This is a genomic window from Mycobacterium sp. (assembly GCF_036490025.1).
Classification (GTDB): domain Bacteria; phylum Actinomycetota; class Actinomycetes; order Mycobacteriales; family Mycobacteriaceae; genus Mycobacterium.
Genome location: NZ_DASXEP010000036.1, coordinates 1 through 14,745, shown reverse-complemented (window position 1 = coordinate 14,745; position 14,745 = coordinate 1). Strand labels below are relative to the sequence as shown.

Annotated in this window: 17 protein-coding genes and 1 pseudogene; 9 read left to right on the top strand and 9 right to left on the bottom strand. The window is 64.6% G+C overall.

Going from position 1 to position 14,745, the window contains the following annotated elements:
- The 8 genes and pseudogenes from VGG53_RS04680 to VGG53_RS04645 all read left to right on the top strand — a co-directional run.
- Window positions 1-556, top strand: a pseudogene (locus VGG53_RS04680) (hypothetical protein); the annotation flags it as partial.
- A 102-nt stretch (window positions 557-658) separates the two neighbouring features.
- Window positions 659-970 carry a WXG100 family type VII secretion target gene (locus VGG53_RS04675; protein WP_331516826.1) on the top strand — a complete coding sequence of 104 codons (312 nt, stop codon included), beginning with the start codon at window positions 659-661 and terminating at the stop codon, window positions 968-970.
- Window positions 963-1,253, top strand: a complete 291-nt coding sequence (locus VGG53_RS04670) for a WXG100 family type VII secretion target (protein WP_331516825.1) — start codon at window positions 963-965, stop codon at window positions 1,251-1,253. Before VGG53_RS04675 ends, VGG53_RS04670 begins: the two co-directional genes overlap by 8 nt.
- A 4-nt stretch (window positions 1,254-1,257) precedes the next feature.
- Entirely contained in the window at window positions 1,258-3,477 is a 2,220-nt protein-coding gene (locus VGG53_RS04665; protein WP_331516824.1) for a hypothetical protein, read from the top strand.
- 12 nt (window positions 3,478-3,489) lie between these two features.
- Window positions 3,490-3,753, top strand: a complete 264-nt coding sequence (locus VGG53_RS04660; RefSeq protein ID WP_331516823.1) for a hypothetical protein — start codon at window positions 3,490-3,492, stop codon at window positions 3,751-3,753.
- 301 nt (window positions 3,754-4,054) lie between these two features.
- Window positions 4,055-4,903 carry an HAD-IB family hydrolase gene (locus tag VGG53_RS04655; RefSeq protein WP_331516827.1) on the top strand — a complete coding sequence of 283 codons (849 nt, stop codon included), beginning with the start codon at window positions 4,055-4,057 and terminating at the stop codon, window positions 4,901-4,903.
- A gap of 42 nt (window positions 4,904-4,945) precedes the next feature.
- Window positions 4,946-5,458, top strand: a complete 513-nt coding sequence (locus tag VGG53_RS04650; protein ID WP_331516822.1) for an FAS1-like dehydratase domain-containing protein — start codon at window positions 4,946-4,948, stop codon at window positions 5,456-5,458.
- Window positions 5,459-5,495: 37 nt separating this feature from the next.
- Entirely contained in the window at window positions 5,496-6,371 is an 876-nt protein-coding gene (locus tag VGG53_RS04645; protein WP_331516821.1) for a cyclopropane mycolic acid synthase family methyltransferase, read from the top strand.
- A 4-nt stretch (window positions 6,372-6,375) separates the two neighbouring features.
- On the opposite strand, the gene VGG53_RS04640 is transcribed toward VGG53_RS04645, so the two are convergent.
- From VGG53_RS04640 to VGG53_RS04600, 9 genes are all read right to left on the bottom strand, one after another.
- A complete protein-coding gene (locus tag VGG53_RS04640; protein WP_331516820.1) occupies window positions 6,376-7,443 on the bottom strand; it encodes a lysophospholipid acyltransferase family protein in 1,068 nt (355 codons plus the stop codon).
- Window positions 7,443-8,588, bottom strand: coding sequence for an SDR family oxidoreductase (locus tag VGG53_RS04635; protein ID WP_414688882.1), 1,146 nt, complete (start codon window positions 8,586-8,588; stop codon window positions 7,443-7,445). The genes VGG53_RS04640 and VGG53_RS04635 overlap by 1 nt, the downstream gene beginning before the upstream one ends.
- A gap of 66 nt (window positions 8,589-8,654) precedes the next feature.
- Window positions 8,655-8,756, bottom strand: coding sequence for a 30S ribosomal protein bS22 (locus VGG53_RS04630; protein ID WP_003402602.1), 102 nt, complete (start codon window positions 8,754-8,756; stop codon window positions 8,655-8,657).
- A 260-nt stretch (window positions 8,757-9,016) separates the two neighbouring features.
- Complete coding sequence (locus VGG53_RS04625) at window positions 9,017-9,280, bottom strand: helix-turn-helix domain-containing protein (RefSeq protein ID WP_331516818.1); 264 nt, start codon at window positions 9,278-9,280, stop codon at window positions 9,017-9,019.
- A 138-nt stretch (window positions 9,281-9,418) separates the two neighbouring features.
- Complete coding sequence (gene proC / locus VGG53_RS04620; protein ID WP_331516817.1) at window positions 9,419-10,294, bottom strand: pyrroline-5-carboxylate reductase; 876 nt, start codon at window positions 10,292-10,294, stop codon at window positions 9,419-9,421.
- A 91-nt stretch (window positions 10,295-10,385) separates the two neighbouring features.
- A complete protein-coding gene (locus VGG53_RS04615; RefSeq protein WP_331516816.1) occupies window positions 10,386-11,198 on the bottom strand; it encodes a thioesterase family protein in 813 nt (270 codons plus the stop codon).
- Between the two features lie 22 nt (window positions 11,199-11,220).
- Complete coding sequence (locus tag VGG53_RS04610; protein ID WP_331516815.1) at window positions 11,221-12,063, bottom strand: sugar phosphate isomerase/epimerase; 843 nt, start codon at window positions 12,061-12,063, stop codon at window positions 11,221-11,223.
- Window positions 12,064-12,080: 17 nt separating this feature from the next.
- A complete protein-coding gene (locus VGG53_RS04605; RefSeq protein WP_331516814.1) occupies window positions 12,081-13,043 on the bottom strand; it encodes a hypothetical protein in 963 nt (320 codons plus the stop codon).
- The gene (locus tag VGG53_RS04600) at window positions 13,040-14,041 is read right to left on the bottom strand and encodes a Ppx/GppA phosphatase family protein (RefSeq protein WP_331516813.1); all 1,002 of its coding nucleotides are present in this window, start codon (window positions 14,039-14,041) and stop codon (window positions 13,040-13,042) included. The genes VGG53_RS04605 and VGG53_RS04600 overlap by 4 nt, the downstream gene beginning before the upstream one ends.
- Window positions 14,042-14,074: 33 nt before the next feature.
- Here VGG53_RS04600 and VGG53_RS04595 point away from each other — a divergent pair.
- Window positions 14,075-14,745 (top strand): hypothetical protein (locus tag VGG53_RS04595; RefSeq protein WP_414688881.1); only part of this gene is annotated, 671 nt, incomplete at its 3' end.

Below are 14,745 nucleotides of genomic sequence, written 5' to 3'. Positions count from 1 at the left end.
GCAGCAAGGCATGCAGGTCGGCACGCAGTTGGCCAGCAGTATGGGCAAGGCAGGGCAAGGCGCCGGCATGGCCGGTGAGCTTCCCGCAGATGCCCTCGGCGACGCACTCGGCGCGGGCGGCGCAGCGCTGGGCGCCGGCGGTGCCGTCGGGGGGGCCGGCGCAGGATTGGCGGAGGCCACAACGCCGGCCGGAACCCTTGGGCCGCCGCCGACTCCGTCAGCCGGAACGTTTCCAGCCTCATCGCAGATGCCCCCGGCCCCGCCCAGTGCACCCGATCCGGCCGCAGGCGCGCGCGGGCAAATGGGCGGCATGCCGATGATGCCGCCGGCTGCCATGGGTGGCGCCGGCGCCGGCAGCACTGATAAGCCGGACACAAAGCGCGTTGTACCACCCTCGGTGAAGAACGGCGCTCCTGTGCAGGGCCGCATCTCCGCGCCCCAAACTGCGCCAGAAGTCGTGAAACGCATTGCCGGAAAACCTGTTGCCAGCCGGCGCCTCCTGGCTCCTGATGACAAGCGCGCCGACGAAGACGAAATCGACCGCAACCGTTCGTAATACGAAGGCTTAGGCCCAGACAGAAGCCTCGCTATTCAGCTGGGTTATGTTCGGGCCGAGGGTGAATTGTGCCGAATGCGCAAGCCCTCTAGCTTTAGCGCTATGGGCGAGCGCGAGGTAATGCGGGTTCAACCCGAAGTCATGCACGTTGCGTCACAAGCATTGTCGAGTGCGGCGAAGGATCTACACACCAGACAGGTCGAGCTTGATGGCCAAGTCCGCGAACTGCTAGCCGGTTGGCACGGTGGGTCGGGTGACGCCTACGGCCAGGCCTGGGACCTATGGCATCGCGGGACCGCAGAGGTCCAGCTGGGGCTGTCCATCTTGGCGAAGGCAGTCGGAGTCGTCGGTGTCGAATTCCACACTCGTGAGCAAGCGTCAGCGCAGATAATGGACGGCGTTTACCGTGGCTGACGCGTTCAGTGTCGATCCGCAAGCGCTGGCAGACGCGATGCAGCGCATGGGTGATTTTGTGCAGCACGCCGAGAGTATGATCGCTGAAATTGACTCGCTGGTAACGCATTTGCACTGTTCATGGTCGGGTCAGGCGGCAACGGCGCACGGCGAGGCGCACCGCCACTGGTCGCACGGCGAAGCGACGATGCGCGAGGCATTGCACCAGCTGAAAACTGCTGGTGCTGTGGCGCACCACAACTACGCCCACGCCATGGCAACGAATACTGCCATGTGGTCTTGAACTGATGCCACCGCTCGTCGTCGACCCTGAGATGCTTGACGGCGCCGGCGCCGCAGTGCTCTCAATTGGCGAGGGCTTAGGGTCAACCGTTTCGACATTGACCACAGCGCTTGCGGGATGCCACGGGATGGCTGGTGACGATCCGGCCGGCGCGGCTTTCGGCCGCAGCTACAACACTTCCGCATCCAAACTGCTCGAGGCGCTGGCGACCACCCGAAATGGGTTGTGCCGGCTGGGTGATGGCGTTCGGATGTCGGCACACAACTACTCAGTGGCCGAGGCGATGTCGAATATCTCCGGACACGGTCAACCCCTTCCAGGCCCGCATCTAACCGGTCTCATTTCAGCGGGCTCGACGCCATCGGCCGTCGGCCACGGCATCGGCGCCCCGGCAGGATGGGGTTGGGTGTCCAAATACATCGGGATGATTTGGCCAACCGGAGATTCCGCCAAGCTGCGCTCAGCAGCGGCGGCTTGGATCAACGCCGGAACGAACTTTGAGGTCAGCGAAATAACTGGCGCTGTGGGGCCGATGAGTGGCATTGGGGCTCAACAGATCCCGGAAGGCCCGGCAATCGGTGCCGCGTTCACCGAAACCAACCGCTGTGCGGCCGCAATCTTGCATCAGAGCGTCACCGTCGCGACTCAACTCACGTCATATGCGACCAAAATCGATACGGTCCATGCGGCGATCATGGATTTGTTGTCACGCATCTGCAATCCCCTGACCGGGATCAAGGAAGTCTGGGAATTCCTCACCGACGAGGACGAAGACGAAATCAGCAAGATTGCCAACGACATTCGGATCATCATCAACCAGTTCACCGCTGAAGTCGATGCACTGCGCCAAGATATCGTCGCGGCATTCGCCGAGGCGACCACAGTCGTTTCCACGATGGCCCGCTACGCCGAGAAGGAGTGGGACCACTTCTTGCATGCCAGCGATATCGGCCGCGCCCTCGATCACGTCGGCCAGATCTGCGAGGGCGCCTTCACCGAAGCCGCCGACCTCGTCGAAGGCCTTTGGCCTGTCCAGGTGCTGCGAGCCGTCATCGACCCGGATGGCTTCTGGCACTCCGTCTCTGACACGGTCGAGAAAGTGAAATCGTTGACCGGACTGGAGGGCGAGCAGAAGTTTGAAGATTCGTGGAAGGAACTCGGCAAGGACACTGTCCATTGGGACGAGTGGGCCACCAACCCGTTCAAGGCGGCCGGCGAATCCACTTTCGACCTCGCGACGTTGCTCCTCCCGGGCGGTGCCTTATCGAAAGTGTCCAAACTCGGCAGCCTCGCGGCGGACGCTGCCGAGGCGCCCAAAAGCGTTCACCTACCCACGCCGGGTCGAGTGCCCAACCCGGCGCCTCATGACAAACCCCCTCCACAGAATGAACCGACACGTGGCGGACAGCCCGAGGCCGCACCAAAGCCCAAAAACGCGTTGCCGCCATACGGACTCACCGAGTCAAAGAGTCCGACTGGTCAGAAGCCGCCAGCGGATACAGCTCCGAAGCCAGTCGTCGAATCGGCGCCACCCAGTCACGAGCCGGATCGTCACGGCACGTCGGCACCCGCACTGACGGAGAGGTCAATCGGACCGCGTCCAGCGGCTCCCACCACATCCGCTGTTATGTCTCCTGGATTTGCCGGCACTCCGCCAGCGCATCCTCCCCCTTCACCAAGCAGCAGCCACGGACATGGAAGCAGTGACGGCCACGGCGGTAGCGGAGACGACACAGCTTTGCATGGCTTGACTGAGGACAAGCGCGACGAAATTCTGGCCTTGCCTAAAGGCAGTCGCCCCGACCCGTACGACTACCTGTCCCCGGAATACATCGAGCAACACCTCGATAAGTTTCATGAGGGCGCGACCCGCTTCATGCCAGAAAGCAACCTTGACAAGTACGGGATCGCGCAAAGAGATGGTACTTCCTTTATCATGCCGAAGAGCGAAGCTGATGCTTTGATCGAAGCAATTCGCGGTGATCCGCGCGCCATGGAGAAAGCATTGGGTTTGATTGAAGGATTTCTTGACTCGAACAAGATAGTCAGGATCGATATCGGCCATCCACACGAATTCGATCTGCGTATGCCATCGGGCAACGAACTGGGCGCCAATGATCAATGGATTCCAGGCGGCAAGTTGCCAGACGGTGCATCCGAGGCCGTCATCGACGCGGGAAACGTCCCGAGGCCGGACTACAGTGTCACCGATGTCTCCGAGTAAAAAGGATCTGCGATGAAGTTTGACGATACGTATTTCTCGAGGGACGACAGATATTCTCTCGGTGTCGAATCCACATCTGGCCGTAAATACGCGTCAATACCCGTCAGCAACGGCGTCGTAGACTATGAAGAATATTACGAGATCACGTCGGATCAATATCATGAATTCTTATCTGATCGAAATGCAGCCATCCAATTTGTAGAATCCTGCCGTCGCCGCGAACAGGACGATTTGCTGATTCAAAAGCCCGGCAGCAACCGAGGCACCCCGGTATGAGCAAAGACGTCATTGGAAAGACATTCTCAACACCCAAAGTAGCCGTCATCACGCGACCGACAGAACATCGCGCGACATACGTCTCGCCGAAGTTTTGGAACGACACCTCCGGTACCGAGTACAAGGGCTGGCAAGACAGGTAGACCGTCTGCCAAGCCCGCCCCCTCAACATCGCCGCCGCCGACCGCCCCAGCACCTCACGGACGGATAGTGTTGAACCGTGATCTCCCCGGACGGCCCGGATGCTGTCGACCCCGGCCCCAACGCGGCACTCGACCCGGCTGAGCAGCAATTTCAGACGTTGGCGGCCAACGCCAGCGCGGAACGGGCACTCGAAGACGTCCAGACCGACGAGGCCCCCAGCCCCGAGCAGCCGCCCGTCGATCTGACGGCAGCGGCGTTCTTCGACGTCGACAACACCTTGGTGCAGGGTTCGTCGCTGATACATTTCGGCCGCGGTCTGGCCGCGCGAAAGTATTTCACCTATCGCGACGTGCTCGGATTCGTTTACGCGCAGGCCAAGTTTCAGGTTCTCGGCAAGGAGAACAGCAACGACGTCGCCGAGGGCCGGCGCAAAGCGCTGGCGTTCATCGAAGGCCGGTCCACCGACGAGCTGATGAGATTAGGCGAAGAGGTCTACGACGAGATCATCGCCGAGAAGATCTGGCAGGGCAGCCGCGACCTGGCGCAGATGCATCTCGACGCCGGTCAGCAGGTCTGGCTGGTCACCGCCACGCCCTATGAGCTCGCGATCACCATCGCCCGCCGCCTCGGACTGACCGGCGCGCTGGGCACCGTCGCGGAATCGGTCGACGGGATATTCACCGGTCGGCTGGTCGGCGACATCCTGCATGGCACCGGCAAAGCCCACGCGGTGCGCTCGCTGGCCATCCGTGAGGGCCTCAACCTGAAGCGCTGCACTGCCTATTCCGACAGTTACCACGACGTGCCACTGCTCTCCCTGGTCGGAACGGCCGTGGCGATCAACCCTGATTCCGCGCTGCGCGACTATGCCCGCAAGAGCGGCTGGGAGATCCGCGATTTCCGCACCGCGCGCAAGGCCGCCCGCATCGGCGTACCGTCGGCCCTGGCACTGGGCGCGGCGGGCGGCGCACTGGCTGCGGTGGCGTCTCGGCGGCAATCTCGCTGATAAGCTGCGCGGCTGAGCACACATACGAGTGGAGAGCAGCGCATGTCATTGCCCGCAGGGGCCCAAGGACTCGTCGGGACGCACTACCGGTTCCCGGACTACTTCGAGGTCGGACGCGAAAAGGTCCGCGAGTTCGCGCTCTCCCTCAAAGACGCACATCCGTCGCACCACTCGGAGGAAGCCGCCGCCGAGGCCGGCTACGACAGCACGGTGGCGCCGCTGACGTTCCTTGCGGTCGCCGGCCGTCGCGTACAAATGGACGTCTTCACCAAGTTCGACATCCCGATCAACCTGGCCCGAGTGTTACACCGCGACCAGAAGTTTCTGTACCACCGGCCGATCAAGACCGGCGACCGGTTGTATTTCGACACCTACCTGGACTCGGTCATCGAGTCGCACAGCACGGTGATCGCCGAAATCCGCAGCGAAGTCACAGACGCCGACGGAAACCCCATCATCACCAGCATCGTCACCATGCTCGGCGAATCGACCAGCCCCGACGCAAACGCGGAGGCGACCATCGCGGCAATTGCATCCATCCGAGCCGGGGCCTAACCTCAGCCGGAGCCTTCTAGGGGGAAGACCCACACCAATGAGCAGCGCCGATCTCACGCCGCACTTCGATGACGTCCAGTCGCATTACGACCTGTCCGACGACTTCTACCGGCTGTTTCTCGATCCGAGTCAGACCTACAGCTGCGCCTACTTCGAGCGCGACGACATGACGCTGGAAGAGGCGCAGCTGGCCAAGGTCGACCTGTCGCTGGGCAAGCTGGGCCTGCAGCCCGGCATGACATTGCTCGACGTGGGCTGTGGCTGGGGGGCCACGATGCGCCGCGCGATCGAGAAGTACGACGTAAACGTAATCGGCCTGACGCTGAGCAAGAACCAGGCCACCCACGTGCAGAAGTCGTTCGACGAGCTGGACACCCCGCGCTCGCGCCGGGTGCTGCTGGAGGGCTGGGAGCAGTTCCACGAGCCGGTCGACCGGATCGTGTCGATCGGCGCCTTCGAGCACTTCGGCTTCGACCGCTACGACGACTTCTTCAAGATGGCCTGGGACGCGCTGCCGGCCGGCGGCACGATGATGTTGCACACCATCGTGATTCCCAGCGCCGAGGAATTCGAAGAGCGTGACATCAAGATCACCATGGCCAGGGCGCGGTTCGCCAAGTTCATGATGAACGAGATCTTCCCCGGCGGTCGGCTACCGACGGTGGCCATCGTCGAGGATCACGCGACCAAGGCCGGCTTCGAGGTCGAGCGCATCCAGCCGCTGCGGCTGCACTACGCGCGGACCCTGGATTCCTGGGCGGAGGCCTTGGAGAACCGCAAGGACGAGGCGATCGCGATCCAATCCGAAGAGGTCTACGAGCGCTACATGAAGTATCTGAAGGGGTGCGCCAACTTGTTCCACGAGGGCAGCTGCGACGTCTGCCAGTTCACCCTGGTCAAGGCGGCCGCCTAAGAGCTCAGCCGAAGAACATGTTGCGGCGGCCCGCCAGCAGCTGATACAGCGTCTGCTGGATGGTCTCGCGCACCTGGTCGGTCAGCTCGAAAGTGACCATCGGATCTTCCGCGTCGGCGCCGTCGTATTGCTCGGTGGGGATCGGCTCGCCGAAGGCAATGTGCCACTTCGACGGCAACGGCACCAGCCCGGCGGGGCCGGTCAGCGGGAACAGCGGAGTGATCGGGAAGTACGGCAGCCCGAACAACCGTGCCAGCAGCCGAACGTCGGTCAGCATCGGGTAAATCTCCTCCGAGCCGACGATCGAGCACGGGATGATCGGCGCCTTGGTGTGCAACGCCGCCGCCACGAAGCCGCCGCGGCCGAACCGCTGTAACTTGTAGCGGTCCTTGAAGCGCTTGCCCAGACCCTTGTAGCCCTCGGGGAACACCGCGGTCAGCTCGCCGGCGGCCAGTAATCGGTGCGCATCGGCGGTGCACGCCATGGTGTGCCCGGCCTTGCGGGCCGCTGCGCCCACCATCGGCAAGTCGAACACCATGTCGGCGGCCAGCAATCGCAGATCGCGGTGCGCGGGATGCTCGTCGTGCACCGCCACCGAGGCCATCAGCCCGTCGAACGGCAGTACGCCGGCGTGGTTGGCCACCACCAGACCCGGGCCGGTATCGGGTAGATGCTCGATGCCGCTGACCTCGACCCGGAACCACGACTTGAAGAAGAACCTCAGCAACGGCCGCACGATCGCGTCGTTGAAGTGCGGATCGAACCCGAACTCGTCGACGCGGTACTCGCCGGTGAGCCGGTGCCGCAGGAATTCCGCGACGCCACTGACCTTCTGCGCGAGCTCATTGTTGGGTTGCTCGGCGTCGGATCGACTGCCCGCGCTGCGACGATGCTGATCAATTTCGCGTACGACGGCGGCGATCTCATCGGCGGACGCCCGGGTGGTGGGTTCGGAGAGCAGCGAAGGATGTCGGCGAGCGGTCTGCGTGCGTTGCCCGGCACGCCGCTGCGCCGCTGCACGGCCTGAATTCCCGTGCAGCGGAATGACTTTCGCCTTAGAATCGCCCGCCATTAGTTCACCTCCCACCCGGAGTTGATTTTGGCTCGGCCACCAAAGCGCTGCGCTGCTGCTACGGCCCGACCTTCAATGGAGCGTACCCATTCAGGATCGATAATGGGAGTCAAAGCTCGGCCGCGGACATAATCGTCGAAAGCCTCCGCAGTTGACCACTTCGGGTGGTATCCGAGCTCTTGTTCCATGCGCGTGGTGTCCATCACGCGGCCGTAGCTCAAGTAGTCGAGTTGCTCGCGGTTGATCTCGAGGTAGCCGTTGGCGCGGCGCAGCGAATCCAGCGCCCACAGACCAAATCCGGGCACCGGCAGTGCCACGCGGCCGGCACGTCGGATGGCTTGCGACAGCATGATCACCCCGCTGGCGCCGATGTTGAAGGTGCCGGGCTTACCGGCCATGACGGCGCGCTCCAGGGCACCCAGCGCATCCTGCTCGTGCAGCAGTTGCAGCCGCGCGTCACGGCCCAGGACGGTAGGCACCAACGGCCCGGCCAGGTACCTCGACAGCGTGGTATCCATCGCCGGACCGATCATGTTGGCCAGCCGCAGGATGGTCACCGCAATGTCGGGTCGACGCCGGCCCAGCCCGCGCGTGTAACCCTCGATGTCCAGGCTGTCCTTCGGAAAGCCTTCTCGGAATGGACGACGGCTGCTGCTGTCTTCGGTGAACATCACCGGGTCACGGGGGCTGGACCCGTAGACCTCCGAGGTCGACTTCAGCACCACTTGGCGCACTGACGGTGCCTTCTGGCAGGCCGCGAACAGCTGCATGGCGCCCAGCACGTTGATCTCCTTCAACGCCGCCCCGCCGCCGGACCGGGGGGCAAACGACGCCGCCGCCGCGTGAACCACCGTGTCTACGTCGCCATTTCGAATCACCTTGGCGACAAAGGGGTTGCGGATGTCGGCGCGGACGAATTCTGCGCGGCCCATTCGGCGCAGCATGTCTTTGCTGGGCGCGACCGCGTCGACGGCGATGACCCGGTTGATCATCGGGTTCTGCGCCAGTCGGGCCGTCAGATACCCGCCCAGAAACCGGCATGCACCGGTGACCAGCACGACCTTTGGATAGTGCACGGCATCGCTGTCGGTGCCACGTGTGCGAGGGCCCGCTCCGGTACCTGACTGATCCCCCGACGACTCCACCTGATTAGCCTAACGACTCGAGTTACCGCGGTATCGGCTGCGAACGAAGGCAGCCGCCAACGGAAGTTACTTACCGAGTTTTCTGCGCTGCACCCGCGTGCGGCGAAGCAGCTTGCGGTGCTTCTTCTTCGACATCCGCTTACGCCGCTTCTTGATTACTGAACCCATTAACTCCGCTATCTGTGCTGGATTGCCCGACTCCTCCTCGGGACGCTGCGCGTCCCGCATCGTCGTCGCGCGGTGTGGCGGCCCGAGTCCGCCATGGCCGGGCATATGCAATAACCCCGACACTCTACCCGGGTGAGCACGTCGAACACCAAAGCCGGTGCCGGCACTCAACTCCGGCAGCGCGGAATATCGGCGAGTGTCACGTCAGCCTGACGTTCGCGTTCGATTGTCAGACCAGCGTGACGGCCGCCGCTGACGCGCTAGCCAGCGTCGAAGTAGGAGCTCTCCAGCATGTCGTGCACGGCCTTGGCGTGCACGCGGAAAGACCGTCCGACGCGAACCGCAGGCAATTCACCGTTGTGGACCAGTCGGTACACCGTCATCTTGCTGACCCGCATCAGTGCTGCCACTTCTGCCACAGTCAGGAATTGCGTCCGGGGCTGCTGGCCATCGGCGGAACCTGTGTCTCGTCCCGACTTACCGCCAGCCGAATCCCGTGCCGATGGCCCGTTCATAGACGTCATCGCAACCCAATCAGTCAGGCTCCTGCAGTCCCAGCGGCTTCCCCTCCGCTGGCACCCACAGGTGCTACCAACAAGGAGAATAGCGGGACTAGTGTGGTTATTGCGACGGGTGGTGGCAAATAAATAAAATTCTATAAATTACTCAGTTGTAATTCTTAGCTGCTCAGAGCGTGTTTTTGCCGCCCTGACAGCCTCGTCGACGGCCGCCCGCAAACCTCGCTTTTCCAATTCCCGCAGCGCAGCCGCCGTGGTGCCGCCGGGCGAGGTAACGATCGCGCGCAGCCGCGCCGCGGTGGTGTCCAGCGACAGGTCACGGCTGGCGTCGTTACCCGTTCCGCGGTCGTGCTCCATCCGGTCCAGCAACAGTGCCGCCGAGCCGGCCATCGTCTGCACAACCAACTCCGTGCACACCGAGCGACTCAGCCCCGCCGCGACGCCGGCGTCCACCAACGCCTCGACCATCAAGAAGAAGTACGCGGGACCCGAACCCGAAACCGCCGTCACGGCGTCCAGGTGCTCCTCGGGGACCGTCAGCACCACACCTACCGAGTCGAACAGCGCTGCGACCTCCTTGAGCTGCTCAGGGGTCGCAAAACGGCCCGCAGCCATGGCGCTGACCCCGGCGCCGACCAACGCCGGCGCGTTCGGCATCACCCGGACCACCGGTGTCCCGGCCAGCAGCTTGCATTCCAGATAGGCCGTCGTGACCCCGGCTGCGACGGTGATGAACACCTGGTCCGGGCTGTCGTGGTCGGCTTCGGCGGCGACCTTGCCGATCTCGGCGATCACCGAGCCGACGTCGGAGGGTTTCACCGCGATGATGACGAACGTCGCATTTTCCACCGCATCGGGCAGCGACGTCACCAGCACCCCGTAGGTGTCGGCGAGGTAGCGGGCGCGGTCGGGCATCCGCTCGGCCACCACCAGGTCCTTGATCTGCCGTCCTGCCCGTAGCAAGCCCGACAGCAGGGCTTCGCCCATGCTTCCACCGCCGACGAGAGCGATTCTGGCCATGTCGACCAGCATGGCAGACGTCTAAGGGTTTTGTGGACAGGGCGATCGCAAGCGCGGCGTGGCCGCGTGCAGCGGGTCGCACGCCGACAACCTAGGGTGCCGGAACCATCGCCAGCTGACGGCTTTGCACCACGATCCGGCCTGCGGAGTCGACGACGGTGTGGTCCTCGTCGAACCAGTCCTGGCCGATCTGCACGCAGGTGCAGACCACCCGCAGCCAGCCATCGGCGGGCAGACCCCGTAAGTACGCGGTGAGCTGGACGGTCGGCGCCCAGCCGGTGCGGTTGACGGCGAAACTCACCGGCGCCGACACGTCGCCGCACATCAGCGCGAACAGCACGTCGGGCGCCACATCGCGCGGCCGCACCCAGTTCTGGATCACCGGCGGCCGGCCGTCGGTGGGCTCCAGCGTCGAGATCAGCGGCCGCACGTCGCAACCCTCGGCCAGATTCACCAGCCCGGCCAGCCGGTGGCCCGGGCCGATCGGCACCACATCGTCGGGCGGTTCGGGATCCATCAGGCCCACCGCGGGGTTGGCCGACAGCAACGGCGGCACCAGATGCTCGGGCTCGCCGAGCGTGACGACCGCGTGCACGGCGGTGCGATCACCCTGGCTGAGCTCGACGTCGACCACGCTGATCCGGCGTCCACGCTTGCGCATCGACGTCAGCAGCCGCATCGGGCCCGGGTCGGGTGCCCTCAGGAAACTGGCCGAAACCGCAACCGGCTCAACCGGTCCGCCGTGGGCGGTGCGAGCGGCGTTGGCGCACAACGCAACCATGGCCCCGCCGTGCACCTTGGGCCCGATCGTCCAGTGCTTGTTCAGCTCGCCCTCGTAGACGTGGTAAACGCCGTCGGCGTCGATCTCGCGGAGCTCCATGGCGGTGGTGAATAACGCGGTCAAGTTGTCGGATTTCCTTTGGGCTTCAACGCAGCAGGTGCGTGCGGGCGAATTGCAACGACTCGGCCAACATGGCCTCGCGCTCGTGAGCCGACCGAGCTGATGACGTCGACACCTCCAGCACGACGTGGCCGGCGAAATCGCCGGCGGCCAACATCTCGCAGACCTCGACCGTCGGTTGGGTGCCGCGGCCCGGCGCCAGGTGCTCGTCGGCAGGCAGGCCGGTGCCGTCGCACAAGTGCAGGTGCACCAGGCCCGAACCCATCCGCTGCGCCATGTCCAGCGCGTCGGTGCCCGCCGTCGCGGTGTGTGAGAGGTCCAGCGTGTAATGCGCGTGGTTGCCGTCCAGCGGGTCGTAGGACGGCGCGAACGCCGAGATGCCCGCCCCGGGTCCACCGCCGCGTCTGCGCATCCGCTCCACCCGCTGACCGGCCCCGAACAACCGGTCGGCGCGGAACGGGAACATGTTCTCCACAGCCACCAGCACGTCGCTGGACGCCTCGAGGTCGGCGACCTGCTCGCTGAAGCCTTCGACGTAGCGGCGCTGCCAGCGAAACGGCGGATGCACGACGACGGTTGGGGCGCCGAGCTTATCGGCGGCCCGCACACTGCGATCCAGCTTCGCAATCGGGTTGGCGCCCCATACCCGTTGCGAGATCAGCAGACACGGCGCATGCACCGAGAGCACCGGCATCCGGTAGCGCCGGGAGAGTTTGGCCACCGCGCCGATGTCCTGGCTGACCGATTCGCCCCACACCATGAGCTCGACACCGTCGTAGCCGAGGTTGGCCGCGTATTCGAAAGCGACCTCGGTCTTCATCGGATAGACCGAGGCCGTCGACAGACCGACCTTGATGGCTGGGCGCACGTGGGTTCTGCTGGGGCCTAGCCGGATTGCAACAACGCCAGGGGCCCCAGTGTGACCAGCGCCCCCACCGCCACCGCGATCAGCGTGCTGCCGATGTCTTCGGTTTTTCGAACCACCCGCACGCCGACCACCAGACCGAGGATGACGAGCACCGAGAGCACCAGCGCGACGATGTTGTTCCACCGCCACAGCTGGTCAAAAGCGATGAACAGCCCCGCGCCGAAGCCGACAGCCAAAAACGATTGCAGCACAACCATTCCGCCGAACCGCATGCTCTCCGACCGGGACCAGGTGTGCGGCTCACCGCGATCGTCGCGGTCTTCGGGGTGGTCCTCCTCGGCGACGTCGGCGATGTCGGGGTAGCCCGCGTTCGTGCGTTGTTCGACGTCACCCTTGCCGGCCGACGATTGCAGGTATGAGCGCACGTAGGCGGAATCTTCGACCACCGGCTCGGCATCCCGCACGTCGGTGTCCATCACGTCCACCGACATGCCCGCGTAATCCTCGATCGGATCGGGCTTCATGCCCTCGGCACCGGACCGGTCCGCCGACTGGTCGTCCCGCTCGTTGTTGCGTACCGGACGCGGATAGGCGCTGCGCTGGAGCCGCGACTCCCGTTGCTCGGATACTGCTTCACGCGGGCGGGGCGGCGCGGATGCCGGCCAACGCGGCTCGGGTTCAGACCAGTACGACGAGCTTTCGCCGTTGTCCTCGGCGGGCGTCTCGGCAACCCCGTCGTCGACCGGAGCAATCGAGTGGGCCCGGTGGACACGCGATGCCGAACCCTGTTGCTCGGCCGGTTCGGGCTCCATGTCGTCGGTGATGATGGGGATCTCGCCGGTCAGTTCGGCGACGGTGACCGCGTCGGAGTTTCCGCGACGACGGCGGCGGCGGGCCGGAGCAGGTGCACCGATCGTGCCGTTCTTGGCCAGCAACTCGGCGACCGAGATGGGTCGGGTGGTGTCGTTGGGTCCGCTCATTTCTTGCCGCCATTCCGCTCGGCTCGCTGGCTACCGGCATCGCGCACGGAAGTTTCGACGAATGCGGTTCCGTCGGCTTCGCTATCGAGTTTGCGCAAAATGAGGCCTTCCCGCAGCGCCCACGGGCAGATGTCCACAGTTTCTATCGACAGCGCTCGCATACTCGCCTCCGCGACCAGAGCTCCCGCCACGATCTGCGGCGCTCGCTCGGCGCTCACCCCTTCCAGTTCCGCACGGTCAGCGGTCGTCATCCTAGATATGAAAGATATGAGTTGTCTGAGGCCGTTGGCGGTCAGCGTCCGCTTCACCCGCGGTCCCGCTGCCGACGGCGCGGCCCCGGTGAGCCGGGCCAGCGAACGGAACGTCTTCGACGTTGCCACCGCCAGGTCAGGACTGCCGCCGTCAAGCATTTTCGCGGCGGCGTCGGCCAGCTCTGCGTCCAGCCAGTCGCGCAGCATGCCGACCCGGCGGCGGCCCGGCGGATCGTCTTTGAGCCATTCGCGGGTCAGCCGCCCGGCGCCCAGCGGAAGCGACATTGCAATTTCGGGTTCCTCGTCGACGCCGTTGGACAACTCCAGCGAGCCGCCGCCGATGTCGAGGTTGATGATCCGCCCCGCGCTCCACCCGTACCAGCGGCGGACCGCCAGGAAGGTCAGCCGCGACTCGTCGACGCCCCGCAGCACCTGCAGCTGCACACCGGTCTCTTTGCGCACCCGGCTCAGCAGGTCGTCGGAGTTCTTGGCGTCACGCACCGCCGACGTGGCGAACGCCATCAGTTCGGAACACCCCGAGCTGTCGGCGATCTTTTCGAACTCCTCGATCGTCTCGATCAGCTTGTCAGCGCCGCGGCGGGTGAGCTTGCCGGAGTTGTCGATCGATTCGGCCAACCGCAGGGTGGCCTTGGTCGAACTCATCGGCGTCGGATGGCCGCCGCGGTGGGCATCCACCACGAGCAGGTTGACCGTGTTACTGCCGACGTCGAGCACACCTAACCGCACGAAACACAACCTTACGGCTGAGGCGCCGCAGCGTTGGATTGGACTACCTTCGAAACTGTGGCCAGTGCGCATCCAGACCATCCCGGTGAAGTCGAATTGGACTTCGCCCGCGAGTGGGTGGAGTTCTATGACCCAGACAACCCCGAGCACCTGATCGCCGCCGATCTGACGTGGCTGCTCTCCCGCTGGACTTGTGTGTTCGGCACACCGGCCTGCCAGGGCACCGTCGAAGATCGCCCAGACGACGGATGCTGCTCACACGGCGCGTTTCTGTCCGATGATGACGACCGGTCCCGCGTCGACGAGGCTGTGGCCAAGCTCACCGACGCCGACTGGCAGTTCCGTGAAAAGGGCCTGGGCCGCAAGGGTTACCTCGAACTCGACGAGCACGAGGGCGAAGAGCAGCTCCGCACCCGCAAGTACAAGGGCGCCTGCATCTTCTTGAACCGGCCGGACTTTCCCGGCGGCCCGGGCTGCGCGCTGCACACCAAGGCGATCAAACTCGGCGTGCAACCGCTGACGATGAAACCCGACGTCTGCTGGCAACTGCCGATCCGTCGCAGTCAGGAGTGGGTGACCCGACCCGACGGCACGGAGATCCTCAAGACCACCGTCACCGAGTACGACCGGCGCGGCTGGGGCGCCGGCGGCGCCGACCTGCACTGGTACTGCACCGGCGATCCGGCCGCCCACGTCGGCGCCGA

Coding starts and splice junctions, on each gene's coding strand:
- VGG53_RS04675 (WP_331516826.1), top strand. CDS start 659: ATGGGCGAGCGCGAGGTAATGCGGGTTCAACCCGAAGTCATGCACGTT.
- VGG53_RS04665 (WP_331516824.1), top strand. CDS start 1,258: ATGCCACCGCTCGTCGTCGACCCTGAGATGCTTGACGGCGCCGGCGCC.
- VGG53_RS04660 (WP_331516823.1), top strand. CDS start 3,490: ATGAAGTTTGACGATACGTATTTCTCGAGGGACGACAGATATTCTCTC.
- VGG53_RS04650 (WP_331516822.1), top strand. CDS start 4,946: ATGTCATTGCCCGCAGGGGCCCAAGGACTCGTCGGGACGCACTACCGG.
- VGG53_RS04645 (WP_331516821.1), top strand. CDS start 5,496: ATGAGCAGCGCCGATCTCACGCCGCACTTCGATGACGTCCAGTCGCAT.
- VGG53_RS04640 (WP_331516820.1), bottom strand. CDS start 7,443: ATGGCGGGCGATTCTAAGGCGAAAGTCATTCCGCTGCACGGGAATTCA.
- VGG53_RS04630 (WP_003402602.1), bottom strand. CDS start 8,756: ATGGGTTCAGTAATCAAGAAGCGGCGTAAGCGGATGTCGAAGAAGAAG.
- VGG53_RS04625 (WP_331516818.1), bottom strand. CDS start 9,280: ATGACGTCTATGAACGGGCCATCGGCACGGGATTCGGCTGGCGGTAAG.
- proC (WP_331516817.1), bottom strand. CDS start 10,294: ATGGCCAGAATCGCTCTCGTCGGCGGTGGAAGCATGGGCGAAGCCCTG.
- VGG53_RS04605 (WP_331516814.1), bottom strand. CDS start 13,043: ATGAGCGGACCCAACGACACCACCCGACCCATCTCGGTCGCCGAGTTG.